Origin of the sequence: Nitrincola alkalisediminis, assembly GCF_009821115.1 — a bacterium.
GTDB lineage: Bacteria > Pseudomonadota > Gammaproteobacteria > Pseudomonadales > Balneatricaceae > Nitrincola > Nitrincola alkalisediminis.
Genome location: NZ_VYTY01000003.1, coordinates 263536 through 287338, shown reverse-complemented (window position 1 = coordinate 287338; position 23803 = coordinate 263536). Strand labels below are relative to the sequence as shown.

General features: G+C 48.8%; 23 protein-coding genes. 2 read left to right on the top strand and 21 right to left on the bottom strand.

What is annotated here, in order from left to right:
- Positions 1-89 precede the first annotated feature (89 nt).
- The 12 genes from F5971_RS06790 to F5971_RS06735 form a co-directional block, all read right to left on the bottom strand.
- On the bottom strand, positions 90-1118 hold the full coding sequence (locus F5971_RS06790) for a phosphotransferase enzyme family protein (protein WP_193494519.1): 1029 nt from the start codon (positions 1116-1118) through the stop codon (positions 90-92).
- Positions 1115-2422 carry an aspartate aminotransferase family protein gene (locus F5971_RS06785; protein ID WP_193494518.1) on the bottom strand — a complete coding sequence of 436 codons (1308 nt, stop codon included), beginning with the start codon at positions 2420-2422 and terminating at the stop codon, positions 1115-1117. Before F5971_RS06785 ends, F5971_RS06790 begins: the two co-directional genes overlap by 4 nt.
- A gap of 96 nt (positions 2423-2518) precedes the next feature.
- Entirely contained in the window at positions 2519-3226 is a 708-nt protein-coding gene (locus F5971_RS06780; RefSeq protein WP_246187776.1) for a response regulator transcription factor, read from the bottom strand.
- Between the two features lie 198 nt (positions 3227-3424).
- Positions 3425-4837: an aldehyde dehydrogenase family protein gene (locus F5971_RS06775; RefSeq protein WP_246187775.1), complete on the bottom strand. Its 1413-nt coding sequence runs from the start codon at positions 4835-4837 to the stop codon at positions 3425-3427.
- Between the two features lie 66 nt (positions 4838-4903).
- Positions 4904-6205 carry an alginate export family protein gene (locus tag F5971_RS06770; RefSeq protein ID WP_193494517.1) on the bottom strand — a complete coding sequence of 434 codons (1302 nt, stop codon included), beginning with the start codon at positions 6203-6205 and terminating at the stop codon, positions 4904-4906.
- 63 nt (positions 6206-6268) lie between these two features.
- Entirely contained in the window at positions 6269-7762 is a 1494-nt protein-coding gene (locus F5971_RS06765) for a tripartite tricarboxylate transporter permease (protein WP_193494516.1), read from the bottom strand.
- A gap of 14 nt (positions 7763-7776) precedes the next feature.
- Positions 7777-8322, bottom strand: a complete 546-nt coding sequence (locus F5971_RS06760; RefSeq protein ID WP_193494515.1) for a hypothetical protein — start codon at positions 8320-8322, stop codon at positions 7777-7779.
- An 87-nt stretch (positions 8323-8409) separates the two neighbouring features.
- Positions 8410-9357 (bottom strand): tripartite tricarboxylate transporter substrate binding protein, encoded by a 948-nt coding sequence (locus F5971_RS06755; RefSeq protein WP_036507931.1) that lies wholly within the window; start codon positions 9355-9357, stop codon positions 8410-8412.
- A 37-nt stretch (positions 9358-9394) separates the two neighbouring features.
- The gene (locus tag F5971_RS06750; protein WP_193494514.1) at positions 9395-9883 is read right to left on the bottom strand and encodes a universal stress protein; all 489 of its coding nucleotides are present in this window, start codon (positions 9881-9883) and stop codon (positions 9395-9397) included.
- Positions 9884-10036: 153 nt separating this feature from the next.
- Entirely contained in the window at positions 10037-11329 is a 1293-nt protein-coding gene (locus F5971_RS06745) for an NAD(P)/FAD-dependent oxidoreductase (RefSeq protein WP_193494513.1), read from the bottom strand.
- 62 nt (positions 11330-11391) lie between these two features.
- Positions 11392-11811: a RidA family protein gene (locus tag F5971_RS06740; RefSeq protein ID WP_036507922.1), complete on the bottom strand. Its 420-nt coding sequence runs from the start codon at positions 11809-11811 to the stop codon at positions 11392-11394.
- A gap of 65 nt (positions 11812-11876) precedes the next feature.
- Positions 11877-13016, bottom strand: a complete 1140-nt coding sequence (locus F5971_RS06735) for an ornithine cyclodeaminase family protein (protein WP_193494512.1) — start codon at positions 13014-13016, stop codon at positions 11877-11879.
- Positions 13017-13225: 209 nt separating this feature from the next.
- Between F5971_RS06735 and F5971_RS06730 the strand changes: the two genes are divergently transcribed.
- Positions 13226-14083 (top strand): helix-turn-helix domain-containing protein, encoded by an 858-nt coding sequence (locus F5971_RS06730; protein WP_193494511.1) that lies wholly within the window; start codon positions 13226-13228, stop codon positions 14081-14083.
- Between the two features lie 228 nt (positions 14084-14311).
- Entirely contained in the window at positions 14312-14758 is a 447-nt protein-coding gene (gene hpaR, locus F5971_RS06725) for a homoprotocatechuate degradation operon regulator HpaR (protein WP_036507917.1), read from the top strand.
- 89 nt (positions 14759-14847) lie between these two features.
- Here hpaR and F5971_RS06720 read toward each other — a convergent pair whose 3' ends face one another.
- The 9 genes from F5971_RS06720 to F5971_RS06680 form a co-directional block, all read right to left on the bottom strand.
- On the bottom strand, positions 14848-15339 hold the full coding sequence (locus F5971_RS06720) for a universal stress protein (protein ID WP_036507912.1): 492 nt from the start codon (positions 15337-15339) through the stop codon (positions 14848-14850).
- 11 nt (positions 15340-15350) lie between these two features.
- Positions 15351-16679, bottom strand: a complete 1329-nt coding sequence (locus tag F5971_RS06715; RefSeq protein ID WP_036507907.1) for a TRAP transporter large permease — start codon at positions 16677-16679, stop codon at positions 15351-15353.
- Between the two features lie 22 nt (positions 16680-16701).
- Positions 16702-17220, bottom strand: a complete 519-nt coding sequence (locus F5971_RS06710) for a TRAP transporter small permease (protein WP_193494510.1) — start codon at positions 17218-17220, stop codon at positions 16702-16704.
- Between the two features lie 13 nt (positions 17221-17233).
- A complete protein-coding gene (locus F5971_RS06705) occupies positions 17234-18277 on the bottom strand; it encodes a TRAP transporter substrate-binding protein (protein WP_036507904.1) in 1044 nt (347 codons plus the stop codon).
- 185 nt (positions 18278-18462) lie between these two features.
- A complete protein-coding gene (locus F5971_RS06700) occupies positions 18463-18849 on the bottom strand; it encodes a 5-carboxymethyl-2-hydroxymuconate Delta-isomerase (protein ID WP_036507901.1) in 387 nt (128 codons plus the stop codon).
- 116 nt (positions 18850-18965) lie between these two features.
- Positions 18966-20159 carry a Bcr/CflA family multidrug efflux MFS transporter gene (locus F5971_RS06695; RefSeq protein WP_193494509.1) on the bottom strand — a complete coding sequence of 398 codons (1194 nt, stop codon included), beginning with the start codon at positions 20157-20159 and terminating at the stop codon, positions 18966-18968.
- Between the two features lie 18 nt (positions 20160-20177).
- Positions 20178-21104 (bottom strand): 3,4-dihydroxyphenylacetate 2,3-dioxygenase, encoded by a 927-nt coding sequence (gene hpaD / locus F5971_RS06690; RefSeq protein ID WP_193494508.1) that lies wholly within the window; start codon positions 21102-21104, stop codon positions 20178-20180.
- 13 nt (positions 21105-21117) lie between these two features.
- On the bottom strand, positions 21118-22344 hold the full coding sequence (locus F5971_RS06685; RefSeq protein WP_246187774.1) for a Bcr/CflA family efflux MFS transporter: 1227 nt from the start codon (positions 22342-22344) through the stop codon (positions 21118-21120).
- Complete coding sequence (locus F5971_RS06680) at positions 22322-23752, bottom strand: aldehyde dehydrogenase family protein (RefSeq protein WP_193494507.1); 1431 nt, start codon at positions 23750-23752, stop codon at positions 22322-22324. The genes F5971_RS06685 and F5971_RS06680 overlap by 23 nt, the downstream gene beginning before the upstream one ends.
- Between the last annotated feature and the right edge of the window lie 51 nt (positions 23753-23803).

Sequence of the window (23803 nt, the reverse complement as noted above, 5' to 3'; positions counted from 1 at the left end):
CATTCCTTAAAACGCATCCATTCAAGCATGAAAATGCGAGGGTACAGAAACCTAAATTTTTAAGTTCTGCTCCCTCGTTATTTCCGCGACTATACAGAAAAACCAGATAGATACCGCTCAGCCTGTTCACAAGCGCGACGAATCAGCTCAGGTGCCAGTTCACGAGCTGTATCCGTTTCCTGACGGCTGCGAATCCAACCTAAATAGGTGCACCCTCTCGCTGTTAGAAACAACTCCATGTGGCTCAAGTCCTCATCTGACAACACACGTTTCTGCCGATAGCCATCAATCAACGCTTGCTTAACCACCGGGTAACAAGCCTCTTCCTGAATAAAATACAAGGCTGTTGCCAGCTCAAACATATGCCAGCCAAACCCCGCATCATCAAAGTCAATCAGATGTAAGCGATTGTTTTCTGCCATGAGATTTTCTGGCACAAAGTCGGCATGAATCAAGCCATAGCGCTCAGGAGAGCGGTCATGCTTCGACAGTTCGGTGCTGAGTCGATCACGCACACGTTCCAACAACTGCCGCTGTGAATCATTCAGTAACTCAAGCTCCCAGAAACGCCCCCAGAAAGGCGCATGCCCCACTAGCCCATCATGATCCCATGCATGACGTTCAAACCCTTCTGGTAGCGTCCAATTACTGGACTGATTATGCAGTTCAGCAGCGGTACGCCCTAAGCTCGTATAAATCTCAGCGATGCGTTCAATGTCATCACCAACACCCTCCTCCATGGACCCCAACGGCACGCCATTGACCCATTCAAACAGGTCAATAGTACGAGGTTCGATGATCTTATCCGTGGTTTCACTGACGAATAGGCGTCCATCGACTGTTGGAAGTACCCTCGGCACAGCCATGCCACTTTCAAGCAGTGCAGAAATCCACTCCAGCTCGGAACGAAGGGATGCTTCGCTATGATAGCCTTGCCGATGAATACGCAGGGCGTAGGCTTGTCCAGCGTCGGTCGTCACTTTATACACCGCATTTTCGCGGTACTTCACCAAGGACAACTTGCTGCTACTCAACGCCCAGTGATCCAGGGATTTATGTGCCAATGCCAACAAGTATTCGTGTTGTTGCTCCGGGGCCAGATTTTCAAATGAATTCATACAACCTCCTGACAAGCAACCTGAGTCAATACTTCATCCAGCGTGTGCAGCAACATATCCGCGTGCTCTATCTGGAAAGGCATGGGGGGGCGCAACTTGAGAATGGCGCCATGTACCCCCGTGGTGCTGATCAGCACCCCCTTGTCACGCATCAAATTAATAACACTGCGTGCCTTAGCCTTCGCGGGTGTTTTCAAGACCCTGTCTTGTACCAACTCAACGCCAAAGAACATGCCCAGGTCACGGACCTCGCCAATGAGTTCGTGTCGTTGCTGCAGTTTCCGCAGCCCTTCAGTTACATAGGCTCCAGTGGTTACGGCGTTCTGCATCAAATTGTCGTTTTCCAATGCATCAAGCACGGCCATACCCACCGCACAGGAAACGGGCGAGCCGCCGAAGGTGTTGAAGTACATGGCTTCTTTGCTGAAGGCTTCAATCATGTCAGGGCGTGCCACCACTCCAGCCAGAGGATGGCCGTTGCCCATTGGTTTTCCCATGGTGACAATATCGGGCGTGACGTCGTACCACTGGTGAGCCCAAAAATGCTTACCGCTGCGACCAAATCCTGCCTGAACTTCATCGGCAATGAACACGCCTCCCGCTTGACGCACCTTCGCCACGGCTTTCTCCAGAAAGCCCTTAGGTACATTGAGCAAGCCTTCATTGGCAAAGTCAGGGCACACCAAAATGCCAGCCACTTGCACGCCCTCGGCGTGAAACTCATCAATGGCTTGTTGAACCTGATCGGCATAGGCTTGCGCCAGATCATCCCCTTCAAGTCCATTGAGCGGTCGATAGGAATCTGGGATCGGGAAAGACTTAACGCGCTTAGTGGTGCGCGATTCTGGCATAAAGCCCGTTCCTATCTCCGCAACCGCTTCAGTGTTCCCATGGTAGGCAAAGTTGGTCACGATAATTCCCTGCGCCCCGGTGCAAAAGCGCGCCATACGCAACGCCAGCTCGTTGGCCTCACTGCCGGTGCAGGTTAGCATGGCCATCTCTAGCCCTTCATTGAAGGTGCCAGTCAGGCGTTCCAAATAATCAACAATGTTGTTATGCAAGTAACGCGTGTGAACATTGAGGGTCGACGCCTGGCGGCTCATCGCCTCCACTACGCGAGGATTGCAGTGCCCCACATGAGGGACATTGTTGTACACGTCTAAGTAGCGCTTCCCCTCTTGATCCCAGAGCCAGACGCCCTCACCACGTACCAATTGCAGAGGTCTCTCATAAAATAGCGGGGAGTGCTGCCCCATAACACGATATCTTCTGGAAAGAAGATCCTGAACCTGATTGCTGGCCATATCGATACCCGCCTCCTCAGCTTAAATTTCATCGACTGATTCAGCGGTTAGTATTTGGTTTTCAGGCGTGAAACGGCATCCATCAAAAGATGGGGATCAACGATTCAGGTCAGCCATGATCTTGGCAACCAGCTCACTGCGAGCACGCACACCGGTCTTCTGGAAAATATGATGAAGATGGGTTTTAACCGTCGCCAACCCCAGTGAGAGCAAACTGGCAATATCTTTGTTGCCACTCCCGCGCAGAACACACTCCAACACATCCAGTTCACGATCGGTCAACGCATATTTTGTCGCGATACTTTTCCGTTCCTGATCCCTTTGCGGCATGTAAATGGCGTTCAGAGAAAACTCAATAAACGGCTGTATTTTTTGCAGCAATTGCAATTCCTCACGCGAAAAATTACCCATAGTCTCTTCACGTAAAATACTAATACCCGCAAGAATTTTTCCATCTTGGCGAAAAAACATATCGACGACATAGCGGTGGTTATAGGGCACCATAAATTTTTGGTAGTAGAGTGTTTTTTTAAGAAAATGTGGTGCAATACGCGAATCAAGCGTGACTAAGGTTTCATCACTATCGGCAAAACGTTCGGGGTTGAGAGGGTCAAGGGCACCGTACTCGGTACGATAGTCTTTTTCAATATCAGGCGTCAGATTATAGAGTAAGGCGTTGCTGTGCTGCATATTGGGATTAACGAGAAAAAAAGCCAAACCACTCGAAGCCACTAATCGGCTAATTAAAGCCAGCGCCTCGTGCTGGAAGGGATGTGCCCCCTTTAGTTCATTTATTAGCATCATATTCTGTCTCAATAGAATGTATGGCAGGCATTGGCTTAACGTCAGAGGCAATAACCAAGCCACTGAGTCTCGGGGAATCGCTATCCTAGCCTCCTGCACAGTGACAGACAGCCTGATAAAACCTCACGCTAAAAAGGCTCCCTGACGGGAGCCAAAAGTCACTTATCCGTTAAGCAGTGACCAGGGGGAAATAAACGATTACTTATGTCGATTGATAACCTGAAGCTGGGTGTACTCAAGAAGCCCTTCCACTCCAAACTCAACTCCCACGCCAGACAGTTTGCAGCCACCAAAAGGGATATGTGGCAGTACTTCTGCGTGTTTGTTGATCCAAACCGTGCCACATTCCAACTGACAAGCAACCATCTCGGCCAACTCAAGATCAGAACCCCATACCGAGCCTCCCAGACCATACTCACAGCTATTCGCCATGCGCACCGCTTCGTCTATCTCTGAGTAGGAGATAAGGGGCAACACCGGGCCAAACTGCTCTTCATCGACAAGGCGTACACCCTTCGAAACATTGGATACGATGGTTGGTGGATAAAAATACCCTGGCTCTGAGCTGGCTTCACCACCACAAATAATATGTCCCCCATTGCGACGAGCGTCCTCCACTAGCTCCGAAACCAACCGATACTGTCTGGCATTTTGCACAGGGCCAAAGGTTGTTGCAGGATTAAGTCCGTTTCCAACGACTTGCTGTGAAGCAAGATCTGCCAAAGCCTTACCCATTTCTTCATACTGACTTTCGTGGACATAGAGTCGCTTAATGGCCGCACAGGTTTGCCCCATGTTCAGAAATGCGGTGTTAAAAATGCTCTCTGCAACTTGATTGATATCCGTATCCGGAAGAACAATGGCCGCATCATTGCCACCGAGCTCAAGTGTTAATCGCTTGAGTGTATTGGCAGAATTAGACAGGATACGCTGGCCCGTCGGGGTCGACCCTGTGAAGATCACTTTATTGATGTCGATGTGGCGACTGATGGCATTGCCAATGTCGGCCTCACCCAGCACAACGTTTACAACCCCTTTAGGCAGCACTTCGTTGATAATCTGTACAAGTCGCAGCGTATTTAACGGCGTCAAACCAGAGGGTTTGGAAACAACCGTATTGCCCGCGCGCAGTGCAGGCATGATATGCCAGATCGCGATCATTAAGGGCCAGTTCCAAGGGGTGATCGAGGCAACAACGCCAAGCGGTTTTCTGTGCGCTGTCGTGTATCGGGTATCGCTATTCTCGAAAACCTGCTCTGGGATGTCCAGCTCAGCAGTATAGCGTGTCCAACCCACTGCAGCTCCGACTTCTATCTGTGCAAGAGCTAAAGGCTTACCCTGTTCCTGCACGATAATACTCGCCAGCTCATCTGCATGTTGCTCCAGATGATCCGCAATCTCGTGCAGGAGACGTTTACGCTCAGCATCCGGTGTCTGACGCCAAGTAGAGTAAGCCCTTTTCGCCGCCGCAACGGCTTGGTCAAGTTGTTCAGTACTGGCCATATTGCACTGGCAAATAATGTCTTCGGTCGCTGGATTGATGACTGAGAAGGGCTCTCCAGTACCGATGAGGGGCATACCATCAATTAGCATTGTTTTTATATTTATCATATGTATTTCCTATGAATTAAGACAAGAGACCGTCGTCTCTTGTCACCTGTTGATGTAATCGTGGTATCAGAATGGAACTACGACAACAAATTGGCCATAGACGTTGGTCTTTTTACCACCGATCTGACTCGTATTGCTGTTGTCTGGGGAGTAAACACCGATCAACGGGCTCACGATCAGATTTGGGGTAATGACCCATTCTGCATAGAGATTGATTTCTTGAGCATCATTGGCACCGCTACCCGCCTTGTCCTTAAAGTCAAAATATAGGGCACCCACGCTTAACATTTCAGTCGGTGACGCTTTGATGCCTATGTGATGCACATCAGCACCTGAGTTAAATGGACCGGCATAGTTGGCCGCAACCTCACCTTGAAACCATGTCCCATACCCACGGTTAAATCCGAAAAACAGAGGATCAAACCCCGTGTCAAAAGAGGAGTATCGGTAATTCACGCTGGGTGACCAAGGCAGGTCTGCAAAGGTCCAACCTGCTTCAACATACCAAGCATCTGCACTTGCAGAATTATCTCCTTGATCCTGGGTCACGAACTCACCCGATAAGAACAGATTCTCAACACCTGCATTACCTTGATAGCGCAGACTGACAGTTTCTTGCCCATCTCGTGCAGTTGAACCAAATGCATCAAGCCCTTTGATATAGCTGACACCAAAAATCCCTTCAGGAATCACATACTCCGTGTTGATACCCGCAAGTTCCATCTTGGACTGAGCAAGGTTATCGGACTTCAGCCAAAACAGATCAGCCCGAACGCCTTCGTCACCACCAACACGAACAATGGCCGTCCGATCAAAGGCCTGGCGACCCGCTAGCCAATAGGCACCGCCACGGTTCAGCTCTGGATCGAGTCCATCACCTAAATTCAGCGCATCTCCGTTAATAAGAAAACCATCACCGATGGAGAAACTCTGACGCCCGAAGGAAATATCCAGCCCATCTTGACCGAGAGCAGGGAATAAATCCCCAGAACGCCATCCTAGGTAAGCATCTTCCAAATCGGTCTTAGACTCCTTACCGGAGGTCAAGCCAGCAGCATCACCGTCACCCCAGGTTGCGGTACTGACTAGGTTCAGACCACCGTATACGGAGGCATTGCTTCCGCTATAGGCATGCTGGCCCGAAAAACCGTATTTGATATAGCCTTCCTGCCAATCTGAACCGCCTCCTTTGCTATTTGGCTGGTAGTTTTTTTTGCTAGAGAACACACCAAAAACAGCCTCGATATCTAAGTTTAATTCTGTGCCATTTTCACTATAGAGAGTATGCGCAGTAGCAGAACCTGACGCCAAGGCAATCGCCGAGCCAAGCAAAACTGCCGTTAAAGAAGGTTTCATATTTTTTGTCATCGGTTTATTCCTCAGCATGACTAGAGACAAGTATTTTTTATTTTCAAACGGATAATTAGGCGATTAGGATTGATGCTTCTCCTGTTTAGATTCCCGATGCTGGCTCCAAGCGTACACACCGATTGAGAGTAGAATCATAATGAACAAGGTCAGGCTAATGGGTCGTTGCAAGAAGATGGTAATATCTCCACCCGCTACGCCTAGAGCCTGTTGGGTTCTAGCCAAGAACAGCGGGCCCAAAACAAGGCCTAAAACAATGGGTACCGCAGGTATATTGTTGCGTTTTAATACATAACCGAAAATTGCAAAGCCCAGCGCAATTAAACAGTCACTGAATTGGAAGTTCTGGCTGTAACTCCCAATAAAACCCAGCACCAAAATAAAAGCGCCAATGAACCGACCGCGAATACGGGTCAGGTTAACAATCCACTTAGTCGCAAAGGTCAGGTAGGTGAATGCCACGACATTCATTAGCAGCAGTGAAATGTACAGACCGGATATAAACTCAGGCCGTTCGACAAACAACGTGGGACCCGGAATGTAGTTGTGCACCATAAAGACAGCCAGCATCATCGCCATCAAGGCATCTGCTGGAATCCCGAAAGCCAATAAGGGCACCATAACCGATCCTGTGACCGCATTATTGGATGTTTCCGTCGCAATGAGTCCCTCAGGTGCGCCATTGCCAAATTGCTCAGGTGTTTTAGAAAACTTCTGTGCCAGGGTGTATGAAAAGAACTGTGAACCAAATTCACCAACACCGGGTAACAATCCCATAACCACACCCAGCGCAGCCGAGCGAATTACCGTAACTTTGTGTTTTAACAGATCAAATACACCTGAAAAAATACCGCTTCCTGTCAACTTTGTGACCTGCGCATCATTGCCTCTTTGCGACAGCAGTATGAACGCTTGAGACATCGCAAACAGGCCAATAACAGCAGGCACCAAAGGGATACCGGACAGCAACCAGCTTTGTCCGAAGGTGTATACTTGTGTGCTATAGGAGAGGTTCAATCCAATGGTGCCCAGAAAAATGCCCAAACCCAGCATCATGGCCGCTTCAACCACATGTTTACGGTGAGCCAGCACAACAAAGACCATCCCCAAAGCCGCCAACATGGCAAACTCAGCGGAACCAAACTTGCGTGCAATCTGTGATAAAGTCGGTGCCAACATCACCAGAGAGAAGACACTAATCAGGCCACCAACAAAGGACGATGTATAGGCAATAGACAGGGCTCTTCGCGCTTCCCCGCGTTTGGCCATGGGGTAACCGTCATACGTGGTGAGCACCGCGACGGGTGTACCAGGAGTATTCAATAAAATAGCGGGGATCGCACCTCCGTACCAAGCGCCGCCATAAACACCCAACAGCAGCGACACACCCGCCAAGGGCTCCATCGAGAAACTGATAGGGAGTAGGATCGCCATGACACCTGCGGGTTCAAGTCCTGGAATAGAACCAATCGTCACACCGATGAGTGCCCCAATGATGATGGCGACGATCACATCAAACGTCGCAATTTCATTCAAGCCTAACAATATTGCATCCATAGTGATCAAACCTCTCAGAGATAGCGATTGGCAAAATCTGCCAAATGATCGGGTAAGAGTGAGTACAGCCACACATCAGGCAACCATACAGAAACAGCCACACGGAAGATGAGCACCAGCGCAATTAGAGTCGCAATCGTGGCGAGCACCCACGTCCGATTAAACAGCCGAGACAGCCATAGCAGCACCGTTACAAAAATGAACGTGGCAGGGACAAAACCAATAATGGATAGCGATTTAATATAGAGGTAAAACAGCACGGAGGAGATGAGCGCCGTTCGATAGCTATCAAGTATGGCAACCAGACTATCAAGAGGATTCTGTCGGAACACAGTACTGCGCCACACATTGCCATCACCACGTGAGAGCTGAATCACTCTAAAAGCGGAAAAAATGGCTAAGATACCCAGACCCAATAATGAGCCCATCATGGGTTGCGTATACCACCCTCGTCTGGTGTCTACCCAAGCGGCTTGCTCAGGTATTAGCATGAGCAGCACGACAGAGAGGATAAGCAAGATCCAATAAATATCGGCTTTGACAAGAGGTTTATTAGACACAGTGGTATCTCTTTTCGGATAATCGATTAATCAAAACGTCAGGAGATGAAGACGACCCGAATAAAAGGCCGTCCCCCTTACTCGAAACTACTTGTTCATGTACTCAAGCAACTCTTTGGTATTTTCGAAATCCTTGGCCACCAACTCTTCTGCCTCACGTCCGCCAATCCAGTAGATACCGGCACCGGTCGTGTTGCTGATATCTCGAACTCGATCCGAATTCAAAGCCGCTTGCGCAATGTCGGCAATTTTCTCTTTCACGCTCTCCGGTGTACCCGCCTTCACAAACAAGCCATTCCATGTCGTTTGAGTGATGCCTGTCTGCTCAGCAAGGGTGGCAATCTCGGGCGCTATACTTAGGCGTTCATGGGTTAATGAGGTCAGGATTTTGACCTCACCCGACGATAAGCAGGACAGAATCAACTGAGTTGTGGTGTTGATGATGGTCGCATCACCGGTTGCAAGCGTTGCACAGTTATTTTCATCAAAGGCAGCATCGCTGGCGATACGAATCCCTTGCTGTTCTGCAGCCTTGAAGGTAATTGCTGTTGGTAAGGCTTGATAGCCGAAATGCCCAAGGGAGATGTTATTTTCTTTGGAGTATTCCGCGAGTTCTGCCAGATTGTTATAGGGCGCATCGGCATTCGCTGCGATGACAAAGGGATAATCAAGGAAAATACCCACAGGTTCAAAGGTGTTCTGGTCGTAAGGCGCATTACCGGAATGAATGTGTGTTGTTAAAATATCGGCAACGAAGGAACCCACCATTTGACCGTCGGCTCGGGCTCTCGATACATCCAACGCCCCCACAATGCCACCACCTCCGGGCTTGTTAATAACAGATGCGGGAACGCCTGTTTGTTTATGCATTTCGTCTGCGATCATGCGCGTCACTATGTCTTCCAAATCACCCGGTGGCCAAGGTACAACAAAGCTGACCGGGCGCTTTGGATAATCGGCCACGGCCGATACAGAAGCCAAAAGCGGTGAGATTGCCAGTGTAGCAACGAACAGGGTTTTAGTTATTTTCTTCATCGTGTTACCTCGTAATTGATAGATTGACTGGTGCTATTCACTTCCCTTTCAGAGGAACGATCAGCACGGGTATGGATGTTTGTTGAATGACTTTTTGTGTCGTAGACCCAAGAAATATGCGCGATGCGGTGGAGCCTCCACGATCCCCCATCACAATTAAGTCGGCATTTTGATTTCGAGCAACGTCTACAATGACTGTGTCAGGTTTTCCGATCCTTACCTCAATTTGAGGTGCCTGCTTCAGTTTGATATCACTCGGTATTTCACTTTCCAGAAAATCTGAAATGCGTTGTTCGATTTTGGCTCGGTATTGATCCATGAGCTGACGGGTGTGTTTCAACTGGGCCTGAGAAATCAGATAATCCCGAATCATCGCATCGGCATCTGTAACCGGTGGTTCAATGGCATGCAAAAAAATGATATGCGCTTCATTTCGAACGGCTTGCTCTACAGCCATTCGAAATGCAGGGCGGCTGCCTTCCGCGATGTCAGATGCATAAACGATGGTTCTTACTTTCGGTAGCATACTGTCTTGCCCTCTTTTGCATCGTAGCGTGATTCATTACAAAAGAATTACGCTACTCTCACTATCAACCATAAGGTTGATAGTCCACTCTTTGCCGATTTCCGGCCTGTTCATATCCAAAACACCTTAACAACGTCGAGCGTTCTAACGCGTTCACAGCCGACTAAATCGGTAAGGTGCTGGATCAATAATGGGTTGAACACCGCTCACTAAATCAGCGGCCAACTGACCGGCGGCGGGACCTGTCCCAAAACCATGTCCTGAAAACCCTGTGGCCACGAAAAGACCGGGAAGGGCATTAATACGGTCAATCACCGGATTGGAGTCGGGTGTGACATCAAGCAAACCCGCCCAGGCTTCCTCAATTTTGGCTTCATCAAATGCAGGCCAAGCGGTTTTCAGGTTATTCAGTGCATCTTGATTTAGTTCATGATTGGGGAGTGGATCGTTGGTGCGAACCTGCTCAAAGGGTGTCTGAGCATCAGACGTCCAGCGCCTCTTCATCTTCAAATCATTCATAAATGCCCGCCCGAAACCGATCTTCAGAAAACTCCGTTGAGTTCGCAGTTGATCCAGATAACGGTGGCCGATCAGCAAATGATCCAGCGTGACTGGCGCATCAAGCTTGCCTCGCTGGGTGATGATGTAGCCACCATCCTGATGCTTGCGGAACGAAAAGTTGGGGCCACCCACGGCAATATCCGTTGGGCCTTTCATCGGCTGGGTGCGCAGTACAGAGCAAATCAACGGCAGAGTCGGCAATGAAATCCCCAAATTAGCGAGAAAACGACGAGACCAAGCACCTCCGGCCAACAGTACCTGTTCGCAGCGAATTTCACCCTTTTCCGTGACGACACCCGATACAGCTCCGGCTGACATAGTCAGGGTGCGAACCGCGCAGTTCTGTATCAGAATTGCGCCCTTTTTCATCGCGGCATTGGCAATAGCACTGGTGGTAATCGCAGGTTCAGCGTAACCATCTGACGGGGTATAGATCCCCCCGACCCAAGCCCCCTTGCCACCCGGAACCAACTGATCTATTCCAGCGGGTGAAAGAAGCTTGGAATCCAGCTCTAGAGGATGGACGGACTCATGCCAAGCCTCATACATCGCCATCTGTTCTTGCGTTCGTGCCAGGAACATGATGCCCGCCTGACGATACCCCACAGAGCGACCAATGCGCTCTGGCATCTGCGCCCACAGACGGTCAGCGGCCTGCGCCATCGGAACATCGCCCGCATGACGACTGGTTTTGCGAATCCATCCTAAATTGCGGGATGATTGCTCAGCGGCAATCTGGCCTTTTTCGAGTAGAACCACGGGGATATTGCGCTCGGCCAGTGCCAAAGCGGCAGTTACACCCACAATTCCCCCGCCAATTATCACCACCTGTGTCGTGACGGGCTGTTCATCTGATGTATTAACGCGTTCCAGTGCTTTTGTCATTGCAGTTGCCCTGATGCCTGTACAACGAGGCTAGCCTTGGACGGCGACCTCGATAGAGAGTATTAAGCGATGGTGATTTCTTCGACGTCGGCTTTTGACGCACCGCGATACGCGGTAACTTCAAGCTCAACCTTATAAACGTTCGAACCCAGTGGTGGGCAGGTAACGGTTGTTGCCGGGTTAATACCACGGAACTTGCTGCCAATGAATTCCATAACCTTTGGGGTGTCTTCTGGGTACTGGATGAAAACGCGTGACATCACAACGTCCGCCAGCGAGGCATCAACGGCCGCCAGTGCTCTTTCTATATTTCTAAATACCTGCTCCGTCTGCTCAATCACGTCCTCCGGAATTTCTTGGGTATCTGGGTTACGACCCGCCGTGTTGGACACGTGGATTAAGTTATCCACAGCGACGACGCGAGAATAACTCGCAATCTCTTCAAACTTGGAGCCTGTTTTAACTTTGATGATCTTGGTCATGGGTTTAATCCTAAAAATATCAACTTAATCAATTAGATTCGATGAAACTGCTTTATTTTTGAGCATCAGCGAAGGACCGGGGTGTCCCATAGATTCAAGGGAACTCCAATGTTTTTCTCACAGGCTGTGCGATAAATTTTGGTGGCCCAAGCCACATCTTCCACTGGCATGCCCCCCACCGACATGATGATGATTTCATCGTCGTTTTGACGGGCTGGCGCATCTCCGGCGAGAATCGCACCTAAGTCCTCAAGCTCATCGCTGGACATTAAGCCGTCTTCAATCATGTCCATGAAGCGCATACCCACTAAGGGGATATAATTGTGGGCAGGTTTAGGCACCTCCTCATACCAGGCTTTATAAAGCCCGATACTGTCCATTACCTTACGAACACCTGGACCGCTCATGCCATCATCGAGGCTGCAACTGGCGGGCATTGCTAAGTAAGCACCCGGCTTGACCCATTCACGTTTAACAATTGGATACTTGGAGGGATCACCGACTTCACCCGAATTGCAGTAGGTGACAATATCGGAGCCACGAACTACCTCTTCGTTGCTATCAACGACTTCAATCTGGGTGATTTGCGGGTATTCCTGTTCGACCCAGGCGATAAAGTTGTCTAGGCTCTGCTTACCGCGCCCTTTGATCTTAATCGTGTCAATACTGGGGCGAACGGCCATAAACGATGCAACCGAGGTTTTCCCCATCACACCGGGGCCGAGCAGGCCAATCACCTTAGCGTCTTTGCGTGCCAAGTGTCGCGCCCCCACACCCGGAATCGCACCGGTACGGTAAGCTGACAACAAGTTGGCTGACATATACGCCAAAGGGGCACCTGTATCGATGTCGCTTAAAATAAACATCAAAATCGAGCGAGGCAGGCCTTTTTCACGGTTAGCAATATTAGAGCCGTACCATTTAACACCACAGGTCTGAAAATCGCCGCCTAAATACGCAGGCATCGCCATCAGACGTCTATCGGCCGTCGGCTTGGGCATCGTTGCAAAGGGTGAGTTCTCTGGAAAGGTAATCATCGCGCCATGGGAGTCGCTGTTCGGCCCGGCCATCCGATAATCACCCTTGTGAAGCAGGATAAACATTTCTTCCATCGTATCCACGCAAGCGGACATATCCGTCACGCCCGCTTTGATCATGTCCGGTTCAGAAAGATAAATAAAATCAATTTTTGTATTTATAGACATTGAATCACCCGTAACTTTATATCGCGACTATGGTCTTTAGCGCCGTTTTGTCAGGTCATGATTTGGTAATCATTCCGTCACTTTTCTCGATAGTATCCCTGCCCGTCGAACGCGTATTGAATATTTACGACATTTGATCAAAAGGACTGAATTATTTTGGAATGATTATTGCTTGATTTATTTCAAATGAACCTTACTTGGTAGTTAATATGTTAAGTGTTCCTGTTAGTAACAACTCACATGTTTCGTTTAGTAACAAAATATCAGGCGCATACGTTGAGCAACCCTGGTTTGTATTAACCTCGTCGAAACACTATGACCTTGCAATTAGTAAGGATAAGATCATTTCCCAATGCTATGCATTCGAAGCGGATCATTCTGGGGGTCCGACCTTTGCGATTCCTGATGGATGTATTGATATACTGTTTGATTGTGATCAAATTAATCCTGAAGCGAAGGTCTGTGGTTCGACACTGGAGGCACGTAATGCTGAATTAAAACATCAACATAGATATTTTGGCGTGCGTTATAAGCTTGGCGTTATACCCGGTTTTCTAGGCGTTTCTGCAGATGAACTTGTGAACTGCGAGGTAAATCTTTTAGATATTATGCCAAAACTTGAGTCAGCCTTTGCACAAATTGTGAGTGAGGGTAATTTTAATAACCAAGTTGAGTTATTCAGGCGCTGTTATGAGGGTAAAACACCGAGAACTCCCTCTCCTCTCACCTTAGAAACCATTAAAATCATCTGCGAGAACAAGGGTGCTCTGCGCATCGGACAGTTAGAAGCCCTGACTGGCTACACCTGTCGCACACTGCAGCGACAGTTTCAAAGTGATATGGGCATGTCACCAAAAACCTTTAGTCGGATTGTACGCTGCCAGTTTGCCGTCCATGAGATCAACTGCCATGACGGCATAGCCTTTTCAGATCTTGCATCGGATCTTGGCTTCAGCGATCAGCCACATTTTTTACGTGAATTCAAAAAGTGCGTTTCAGCCACACCTGCCAATTATCAACGACACGTACAGCAGAGTGCTTACATGCAACGGATACGCTGTGCTTGAACCAAAAAAGTGCAATCAATCAAATTTTGCACACAAATACAGCCAATTTATAGAAGAGTGCATTTAATAAACGCGCTTTATAGAAACATATCCATAGACTTTTTCAATTTCAATTAAAATCACAAAAGTAAATTTTTATTAAAAGTGATATTCTCTATAAAATCACTCACCAAATCATATAAAATGTATACCTCACACATAACCTGTATTTAATAAGTGTACATTTTAATGCTCAAATACGAAGAATCCTTACCGCTCAAATTGCTGAAAGCCCGTGAAGCAACCATGAACTTTTTCCGCCCGGTGCTTTTGGACATTTCATTGACTGAACAACAATGGCGAATTATTCGTGCGCTCGCTGAACATAAAGAGCTTGAATCCAAACAGTTAGCTGACCTATGTTGCATTCTAAGTCCCAGTCTTACGGGTATCATTAGTCGCTTAGAACAACAAGGCTACACCCAGCGACGTCGGTCAAATGAAGACCAACGGCGTATTTTAATTAGCCTAACCGAAAAAGCAGAAACCATGTTTAAGCGCGTGACCCCGTTACTGGAAGCGCGATATCAAGAAATCACAGAGCAATACACTCAAGAGAATCTTGACCTGCTCTATGAGCTTCTGAACAAACTCACACAAATTAAACCGGTCAGTGAAGGATCAAAAACAGAATGAGTAACAGCCCTGAGTAGACCCCAAATGGATCTCATGTTTGCCAGCCTAGCTGCTGAAAACACCCAGCAGCTGGCTAGATATGAGGTGAACTATTCACTCCCCAAGGGTACGACAAACACTGGGCGTTTTGAGTGCGTGAGTGTTTTAGCCGCTGTAGACCCAAGTAGAATTTGATTGAGCGCCGAATGCTTGCGGGTCCCCATCACAATGACATCGGCATCTATTTCGTCCGCAACCTTTAGAATCACCTTCCAAGGTGTACCTTCCTCGACTCTGACGTCAACCTGAGCAATATTCAAACGATCATCGGCTTCTAGCTCTTGCTGACAGAATCGCTCCAAGCGCACAGCAACCTTGTCACGGAGTTTTTCAACCCCCTCTTTTAAAAAACCCTCGATATCGTCTTTTTCCATCATATTACTGAGCACACTCTTTGCCGTAGCGGAGACCGCCTCAATCACATGCAAGTAAGTCAGCTGGGCATCATAATGATTGCAAAGACTAACCGCGGCGCGAAAAGCAGGTCGTGAGCCCTGCTCTAGATCTGACACATAGAGTATTTTGCGAAAATTCGACAGCATGAAACCTCCTGTTATCGGTATAACAATGTTGGCAGGAACAATGAGATCTGCACCACAAAAATGATGAGCAGTAATCGCAAAATATCAGCGACCCAGAAGGGACCTACGCCTTTAAAGATTGTGCTGGTTTTTACGTCTCTTAACACAGCACTCAACACGAACACGTTCATTCCAACAGGCGGCGTAATGAGGCTAATCTCAATCGCGATCACCACCACAATCCCAAACCAAACCAGATCGTAGCCCAATGCAGCAACCAGCGGATAGAAAATCGGGATCGTTAACAGCATCATCGATAAACTCTCGAACACCATGCCCAAGATCAGGTAAATCCCTACAATGACAAGAATGACGACAATCGGCTGAACATCTAAGGAATTAACAAAGCTCAGCAGAATATCAGGAAGGCCTGCGCGGTTGATAAAGTCCGAGAAAATGAGCGCGCCTATCACCACAACCAACAGCATGACAGAGGTACGCGCCGTATCCGTTAAGGTATCAAAAAGGCTGCTCCAAGTCAGTGACTTGCGCATTAACGCAATGACAAACGCACCGCCGGCTCCAATACCCGCCGCTTCGGTGGGGGTAAAGATACCGAGGTAAATCCCTCCCATAACAATGACAAATAGCGCTAACACACCCAACACACCGCGCAAGGCGATCAAGCGTTCACGCCAAGGCGTCCGATCACCTGCAGGGCCTGCACTTGGGTTACGCCAAACCACATATTGCACAGCGCCCAAGTAAAAGAGTATGGCAATAAAACCGGGTATAAAGCCAGCCGCGAAAAGCTCACGAATACTGGTTTCCGTCAGCAAACCGTAGACCACCAGGATGACACTGGGTGGAATCAGAATGCCCAAAGACCCACCCGCGGCAATGGTCGCGGTCGCCAATGAGTCACTATAGCCATACTTACGCATCGATGGCATGGCCACCTTACTCATGGTTGCCGATGTCGCCAGACTGGAACCACTGATCGCAGAAAAGCCACCACAGGCCACAACCGTCGCCATGGCCAGTCCACCTTTTTTATGCCCTAAAAAGGCATTTGACGCCTGATACAGCTCCTGCGAAAGACCCGAGCGCATTACCAGATTTCCCATCAGGATAAACAGGGGAATCACCGACAGACTATAGTTTTGCACCGTCGAGACAACTCGGTTTGCAGCCATCGACATGGGCCCCGTCCAACGAAACGTATCCCAATTATCCCAGGATAATCCCATCATCACAGCAAAGCCGAAGAAACCAACCAACCCCATCGCAAAGGCAATCGGCATCCTCACCACGATAATTAATAACAGCAGAACAACAAAGCCGATAAGTATAACGGACATAAAAAACTACCTGTGATAGAGACTAGTTGGATTTATCTTGAAAGAAGATTCGATAAACACCGTAGGTGATCATGCCCAATGCCGTCGCCCAACTCATGATGGCGATATACTGCACGATATAACCACTGGATATGCCCAAGAACTCTGTCACTTCACCTCGACGAATCGAACGTTCGCCCAATTGATAAATGCGATGCCCAAGATAATAAAATGAACCTGAGATCACGATGGCAGACAAAAGTGATAAGCACTTAACCACAAAGGTGCTCAGATAACGGTCCAACAAATCGACAACAATATGGCCTCCTCTCCAGGTCACCACAGGCATCGCTGCAAAGATTAAGATGGCCATGCCGATTTCAGTCAATTCAATTGAACCCGGCAAGGGTTTATTGAACACATATCGGCCCACCACATCGACACAGGTAATCAACATCAAGACCATTAACATTACAGCGGCGATTAATTCGAGTAGAAAGGCCAACCAACGGATTGGCCCCTTCTCGTCATAATGTGCCTTTAACCAGGCTACAAATGACATGTGTCTCTCCTACCTAGTTTTGCTCAGCATATTCAAGCGCCAGGCGTCTCAAATCGGCCAACGCAGCGGCCGCATCGACGCCAGCACGTTGAACACTGGCGACCCATGCGTCATCCATGCCTTGAATCAACTGGTTAAATTCCTGCACCATCGGATGATTTTCATCCAACTCGATAACATTCACCCCTTTCTCACGCGCATAGGCAATACCATCAATATCGGCCTGGTCCCACTCTTTACCCGCCATTGCTGACAGCTTAAGACCCGACACACTGCGAATAGCATCCGCATCACGTGGCTCAAGTTGCTCCATAAACTCTGGATCGATGAACATCGCAAAACTGCCTAGATACAGGCCACCTGGAAAGAGGGTTAAATTAGGTGCCACCTCATCCAAACGCAATGAGCGCTGCTCTTGGGCTGGCATAAAGACACCGTCAATAACACCCTGCTGTAACATCTCATAGACACGAGGTCCAGGTGCCGCAACAGCCGTCACTTCCATACGCTCACCCAGCGCAGATTGAACACCACCCCCAATGCGTATACGTTTATTGCGTAAATCACGTAGGCTGTTAATTGGCTCACGGGTGTGCAACTGGCCGGGTCCATGCGTAATCAACGCAAGTAACTCAAGGCCTTCATACTCATTCGCCTTTGCAAAATGCGTCTCATGAACCTGCCATAATGCCGCCGAAGCTGCCTCGGCATTTACACCCATGCCAGGTTGCTCAACCGCCATAGGCAGGGTGAAACGTCCAGGCAAGTAGCCGTGGAAGCTCCATCCGGCGTTAATTACGCCATCCTCCACTAGGTCATAATAGGCGGCTGGATTACCAAGATCATGCTCAATTCGCACCGTTACTCGCCCTTCTGTCGCTTCCTCGACCCAAGCGCCCCAAGTCGGCAAGACAACGGCATTCATGGGATTGCTGGGGGGCATCCACGTGCCGACGACCAGGGTAGTAGACGCGGTTGCAAGTGATGCCCCGACCATACCAACGATGAATAGAGAGGCAGCTGTTAGACGTTTAATTTTAGTTGGGAGTGATTTCATAGTATGTCTCCAATTGTTTTTATTGTATTGCATGTCTTGAGGTTAGTAAGAACGTTTAAGACACAGTCAAAATTCAATTACCTGATGTACAATTTTTGTTTATACGGTTTGTACTTAGATCACCCTCTTGAGTATAAGTACACGTAAAAACCTTATTTTCAATGGCGTTCAACAAGAACAAACACTCAATTACTTTTAAAAAGGGCATGAATATTGTTTTTGTTATATTTTAAAACAGGATCAAGTTCCGTCATCTCGAAGGAGATCTGGCAATAGCTTTCGTTCGTGATCGGCTCCATCCAGCGACACAAGATCTCAAATACCTGATCTGCCACTTGCTGCTTCAGAGTCATGTCTCGCCCGTGACCTATCTTGAGTGTTAGGTTTATGAAGGCGAAATCTGATCGACCGTCCGCCACACGAAAGTCATCACAACGGATGGCACGACTGCGCACTCCCCCTAAAGGAAATGCCCCCGTAGACACCACATACTCATGCAACTCTTTAAACAAGGGTTGAAAGTCCAACCGATGATGCAAGTTGCCTGAATATTCAACGATAAAATGTGGCACTGAAACACCTCGCACACTGTCATCTTTCTTAAAAAATGTTTAACAATTATTCAATCGCAAACTAAATCAAATTTAATTAATATATTAAGTGATGTCAACGCTACTAAAATCTAGTTTTAATTTTTAATGAGCTTTTTTTCACGTGTCAGTAACAATGCCAGAAAGGAACCACACCCCAAAAGACCGATGACCCAACCCATTACCCACGGGGTTCCATCGTGTAATCCACTCACTAATCCGCTGGCCAAGGCACCGATTCCAAATTGAGTCGCCACGGCTATTCCGGCGGCGGCACCGGCTTGTTCAGGAAAACGTGACAAGAGACTCGCCATGCAGTTTGCGCCCAATACACCCGTGACACTGACAAAACTGAATAACGCCAGCACAATTAACGTCAGCCCACCAATATCGAATAACGTGGCGCAAAACAGCACTAAACCTGAAACCGCAGCCTGGCTTGCACCTAGCCACAATAATCGCTGTGTTCCCCACTGCCCGACGTAACGCGCATTCAAACTGACCAGCAGGATAATTCCCCCAACATTCATGCTAAACAGCCAGGCGTAAGCCTGAGGCGACACACCAAAGTAATCAATGTACACAAATGGGGAAGCCGTTATGAAGGCAAACATGCCCGCAAAGGTTAACGACATGCACAAGATGTACCCCACCGCGACGGGCTGTAGCAAAATGTTTCCATAGGCTTTATAGACAGCGGAAAAGCTCGTACCACGAGAGCTACCATGATGGGTTTCGGGTATTTTCCAGATACAAAAGACCAATACAACCAATGCAAAGATAAACAGCACCCCAAAAAGCGCGCGCCAACCTGCCAGCAAGATCAAATACCCGCCGACCAATGGCGCAATGAGCGTTGCAATCATTGTGACTAAATGCATGAGGGATAAGACTCGCGCCGCCTCACTGATTGGAAACAAATCTCGAACAATCGCTCTTGCCAAGACAGACGCCGAAGCCGCCCCCAAGGCTTGCAAAAAGCGAAATGCAATCAGCCACTGTGCTGAGCTTGCCAAGATACATGCCACACTGGCAACGAGATAAAGGCTAATACCAACCAATAAAAGCGGCCTACGCCCTAACTTGTCCGATAAAGGACCGTAGACAAGCATCCCTACAAACAGCCCAATCAAAAAGCTGCTGATGGTCAACTGAATCTCGCTTTGCACCGCACCAAGATCATCAGCGATCAAGGGCAAACTGGGCAAATACATATCAATTGACAGAGGCCCAAACGCAACCAGCGCAGCCAGCAGCACAATCAACCGATGAGGACGTGATACAGTGACCATCTAGAATCTACCTTCCTATTAAAGACGTCCAGCCGTTGCACCAGCAGCATCCGCAACAGAGGCCTGAGGTCCCGGCACTTCATCTCCCGCGACCGGTGACACAGGAAAGATTGCATTGATTTGCCCCGTTCCCGAACTACCAAAATAGGGTGAAACCACCTCTACTTTTTGATCATAGCGTGACCAGCCCAACGCCCCTAATAACATGGCGGTATCGTGCATAAAGCCTTCCCCATGGCCTTTAACCGCATACTCAGGGAGCATGGCACAAAAATCTGCCCACTCACCGGCTTCCCACATACGCACCACATCATGATCCAATCGCTCTAAAAACGGGCTCCAGACCTTCGTTGAAAAACTGGGTGCTTGGCCGTTCTGCGCAAAACGGTGAGATAACGAGCCACTGGCCAAAATTGCCACGGTACCGTCGTAGTGTTTCTCTATCGCTTGTCTAAGCGCCCAACCTAAACGCGCACTGTCATTCAAGTAGTGGGCCATGCACATCGCCGAAATGGAGACCACTTTAAAATGCTGATCTTCATTCATATAGCGCATGGGAACCAACGTGCCGTACTCTGGATCAAGCGACGTATTGGCATGCGCAAGTGTTTCAACGCCTTGTGCATTGCACTCATCCGCAATCAACTGACCTAGCTGTGGATTACCGCTGAACTCAAACTCCATATTGGAAATGAAATGGGGTAACTCATTGCTGGTGTAGGTGCCTTTGAAATGTGCACCGCAATTAATATGATAGGCGGCGTTAACCAGCCAGTGAGTATCAAACACCACCAGCGTATCAACCCCCAGCTCTCGGCAACGGCGACCAATTTCTTTATGGCCATCGATGGCGGCTTGCCGAAACCCCTTTTGAGGCCCATCTAACTCTGAAAGGTACATGGACGGTACATGCGTGATTTTAGCCGCCAATGCCAGCTTACCCATAACTTACACCTCATTACTCATCATTATATTGTTTTGCTGATCGACACTGTGACCAACTGTAAACCTGTGCTGCCATTGCCAGTAACGCGGTCAATAGGATTGCAGCGAAAATCCAAACAGGATCAAAACGAATTAACCAAGAAGCGCTCTGCGCCACCATTGAGCCCACCAATAACTGAATAAACCCCATCATGCCTGAAGCCGCACCTGTCGAACCTGCGCTGCTGCTGATTGCCGCCGTTTGTGCAACCGGTTGACTCAACCCTCTGCCCAAGATCATCAGGGCCATAGGCAAAAACAACGTAGGCAAACTCAACCCCTGCACGCAGTAAAAAATCAACAAGAGCAAGGCACCCAACACAGCCAGTCCATTTCCAATGACGATGAGTCCATCAAGATCAATATGGTGCGCCAGCCGTGTCGACATAAAACTGCCCAACAAAAACGCAAGCGACACCGTCAAAAACCAAAATCCATAATCAGCAGACGTTCCGCCAAGGCTTTCGACAACAAGATAGGGTGCGCTACCAATAAATAGATAAAATCCGCACGCTAAGGCTGTTGTCGTGAGGACATATCCTCGATACGCCACTGACTTAAGAAGTCCCTTATAAGACTGCAGTACTGAAAAAAGGCTAAGGCTGGAACGTCGCTCTGCACAGGTTTCAGGTAAATACCATAAGGCAATCAACCAAACAGTGCCTCCCATCGCAATCGATAGATAAAAGACAGACTGCCAACCACTCCATAGATTGAGCACGCCACCCAAAGCAGGTGCCAAGGTTTGGGCTAAGGCAATGGCCATCACAAGATAGCCCATTCGACCTGCAGCCCCTTGGCGTCCATACACATCCAATAAAACAGTGCGAGCCAAGGCCATGGCTGCACTCCCTCCCAATGCCTGGAGTATGCGACCTACAATCAGTGCCTCGACCGTCCCAGCCAATGCGGCGATGCCACTGCCCAGCACATGCAATCCAAAACCAACCAGAATCACTGGACGTCGACCAAAGTAATCCCCTAACTGACCACTGATCAACTGCCCAAATGCAAGGGTCAGTAGGTAAAGGGTAAACGTCAACTGCATGACACCCGCATCAACCCCCAACATCCGCGCCGCATCCGGCATTGCGGGTAGAAAGGCATTCAAGGCGAGTGGACTCGCCGTTGCCATTAAAATCAGCAAGGCCGATGCTGGCGGTGTCAGCATGGTCGAACTATAACGGATTTCGGATGACAAGAAGGCGTAACTCAGTCATGTCCTCTATGGCGTACCGTACCCCTTCACGGCCCAACCCACTGTCTTTTACACCCCCGTAGGGCATGTGATCCACTCGCCAAGAAGGAACATCACCAATGACAACGCCCCCCACCTCTAACTCATCCCAAGCTTTTTGAATTTTGTAAATATCGCGGGTAAAAATTCCAGCTTGCAATCCAAAAGCGGAGTTATTGACCTCCTGTAATGCCGCATCAAAATCCTTAAAGCGAGACAAAATCGCAACAGGTCCAAAGGCCTCTTGGGTGTTCACATCGAGAGAGGGATCGACATTTTCAAGTAAGGTCGCTTGCAGCATTGCCCCCTGACGTTCGCCACCCGCTAAGAGCGTCGCACCGTTTGAGGTGGCATCCAGCACCCAATTATGCAAACGTATCGCCTCTTTCTCAGAAATCATCGGGCCTATAAAGGTTTGCTCGTCTTTTGGGTCGCCAGACGGCAGCGCTTTAACCGCCGCCGTTAATTTATCACGCACCTCATCATAATGATCCTCGTGCACTAAGATACGCTGCACACTGATACAACTTTGACCGGATTGATAATAGGCACCAAACACGATTCGGCTAACCGCATCGTCCAGATTCGCTCCTTGATCTACAATGCACGCAGCATTGCCACCTAACTCCAGGACCACCGGTTTTTTACCGGCTTTAGCCTTAAGCTGCCAACCCACCTCGGGTGAACCAGTAAAGCTGAGTAACTTAAGGCGATCATCTGTCGTGAAAAGATCGGCACCATCACGATGGCAAGGCAAAATCGAAAAGGCACCTTTCGGCAAGTCCGTTTCCGCTAACACCTCTCCAATAATAATCGCACCAATCGGTGTTAAGCTCGCAGGCTTCAGCACAAACGGACAACCAGCCGCGATTGCAGGCGCGACTTTGTGTGCCGCAAGATTAAGCGGGAAGTTAAATGGAGATATAAACGAACAAGGACCGATAGGCACACGCTTCCACATTCCCGTATAGCCCTCGGCTCGGGGGGTAATGTCCATAGGAATCACCTCACCACCGATCCGAACCGCCTCTTCTGCTGCGATCTTAAACGTATCGATTAAGCGAGTGACCTCTCCTCGTGCATCCTTGATCGGCTTTCCAGCCTCAACACACAAAGCCTGAGCCAACTCCTCTGCCCGCTCTTGAAAGCGTTTAACACAGTGGTTCAAAATGGATTGACGCTTCCACGAAGGTAGCTTGCGCATCGGCTCTGTTGCTTGTTCAGCCGCAGCAATCGCTTGATCGATCACCGCAGCATCGGCAATCGCGACACGTGTTGCCACCTCACCTGTGAATTTATCGTAAACAATCAAATCCTGGTTGGGGGTTTGGGGCTCATTCGCAAGATAAAAGGGGTAATGTGCTCGCAACATCGCGATGTAATCTCCAGTAATTAGCTTTGCCGTTAATCGTTATCTAACGGC

Coding starts and splice junctions, on each gene's coding strand:
- hpaD (WP_193494508.1), bottom strand. CDS start 21,104: ATGGGTAAGCTGGCATTGGCGGCTAAAATCACGCATGTACCGTCCATG.
- F5971_RS06680 (WP_193494507.1), bottom strand. CDS start 23,752: ATGTTGCGAGCACATTACCCCTTTTATCTTGCGAATGAGCCCCAAACC.
- F5971_RS06750 (WP_193494514.1), bottom strand. CDS start 9,883: ATGCTACCGAAAGTAAGAACCATCGTTTATGCATCTGACATCGCGGAA.
- F5971_RS06740 (WP_036507922.1), bottom strand. CDS start 11,811: ATGACCAAGATCATCAAAGTTAAAACAGGCTCCAAGTTTGAAGAGATT.
- F5971_RS06720 (WP_036507912.1), bottom strand. CDS start 15,339: ATGCTGTCGAATTTTCGCAAAATACTCTATGTGTCAGATCTAGAGCAG.
- F5971_RS06785 (WP_193494518.1), bottom strand. CDS start 2,422: ATGGCCAGCAATCAGGTTCAGGATCTTCTTTCCAGAAGATATCGTGTT.
- F5971_RS06710 (WP_193494510.1), bottom strand. CDS start 17,220: ATGTCATTTGTAGCCTGGTTAAAGGCACATTATGACGAGAAGGGGCCA.
- F5971_RS06755 (WP_036507931.1), bottom strand. CDS start 9,357: ATGAAGAAAATAACTAAAACCCTGTTCGTTGCTACACTGGCAATCTCA.
- F5971_RS06715 (WP_036507907.1), bottom strand. CDS start 16,679: ATGTCCGTTATACTTATCGGCTTTGTTGTTCTGCTGTTATTAATTATC.
- F5971_RS06790 (WP_193494519.1), bottom strand. CDS start 1,118: ATGAATTCATTTGAAAATCTGGCCCCGGAGCAACAACACGAATACTTG.
- F5971_RS06695 (WP_193494509.1), bottom strand. CDS start 20,159: ATGGTCACTGTATCACGTCCTCATCGGTTGATTGTGCTGCTGGCTGCG.
- F5971_RS06705 (WP_036507904.1), bottom strand. CDS start 18,277: ATGAAATCACTCCCAACTAAAATTAAACGTCTAACAGCTGCCTCTCTA.
- hpaR (WP_036507917.1), top strand. CDS start 14,312: ATGCTCAAATACGAAGAATCCTTACCGCTCAAATTGCTGAAAGCCCGT.
- F5971_RS06735 (WP_193494512.1), bottom strand. CDS start 13,016: ATGTCTATAAATACAAAAATTGATTTTATTTATCTTTCTGAACCGGAC.
- F5971_RS06745 (WP_193494513.1), bottom strand. CDS start 11,329: ATGACAAAAGCACTGGAACGCGTTAATACATCAGATGAACAGCCCGTC.
- F5971_RS06765 (WP_193494516.1), bottom strand. CDS start 7,762: ATGGATGCAATATTGTTAGGCTTGAATGAAATTGCGACGTTTGATGTG.
- F5971_RS06770 (WP_193494517.1), bottom strand. CDS start 6,205: ATGACAAAAAATATGAAACCTTCTTTAACGGCAGTTTTGCTTGGCTCG.
- F5971_RS06775 (WP_246187775.1), bottom strand. CDS start 4,837: ATGATAAATATAAAAACAATGCTAATTGATGGTATGCCCCTCATCGGT.
- F5971_RS06780 (WP_246187776.1), bottom strand. CDS start 3,226: ATGATGCTAATAAATGAACTAAAGGGGGCACATCCCTTCCAGCACGAG.
- F5971_RS06730 (WP_193494511.1), top strand. CDS start 13,226: ATGTTAAGTGTTCCTGTTAGTAACAACTCACATGTTTCGTTTAGTAAC.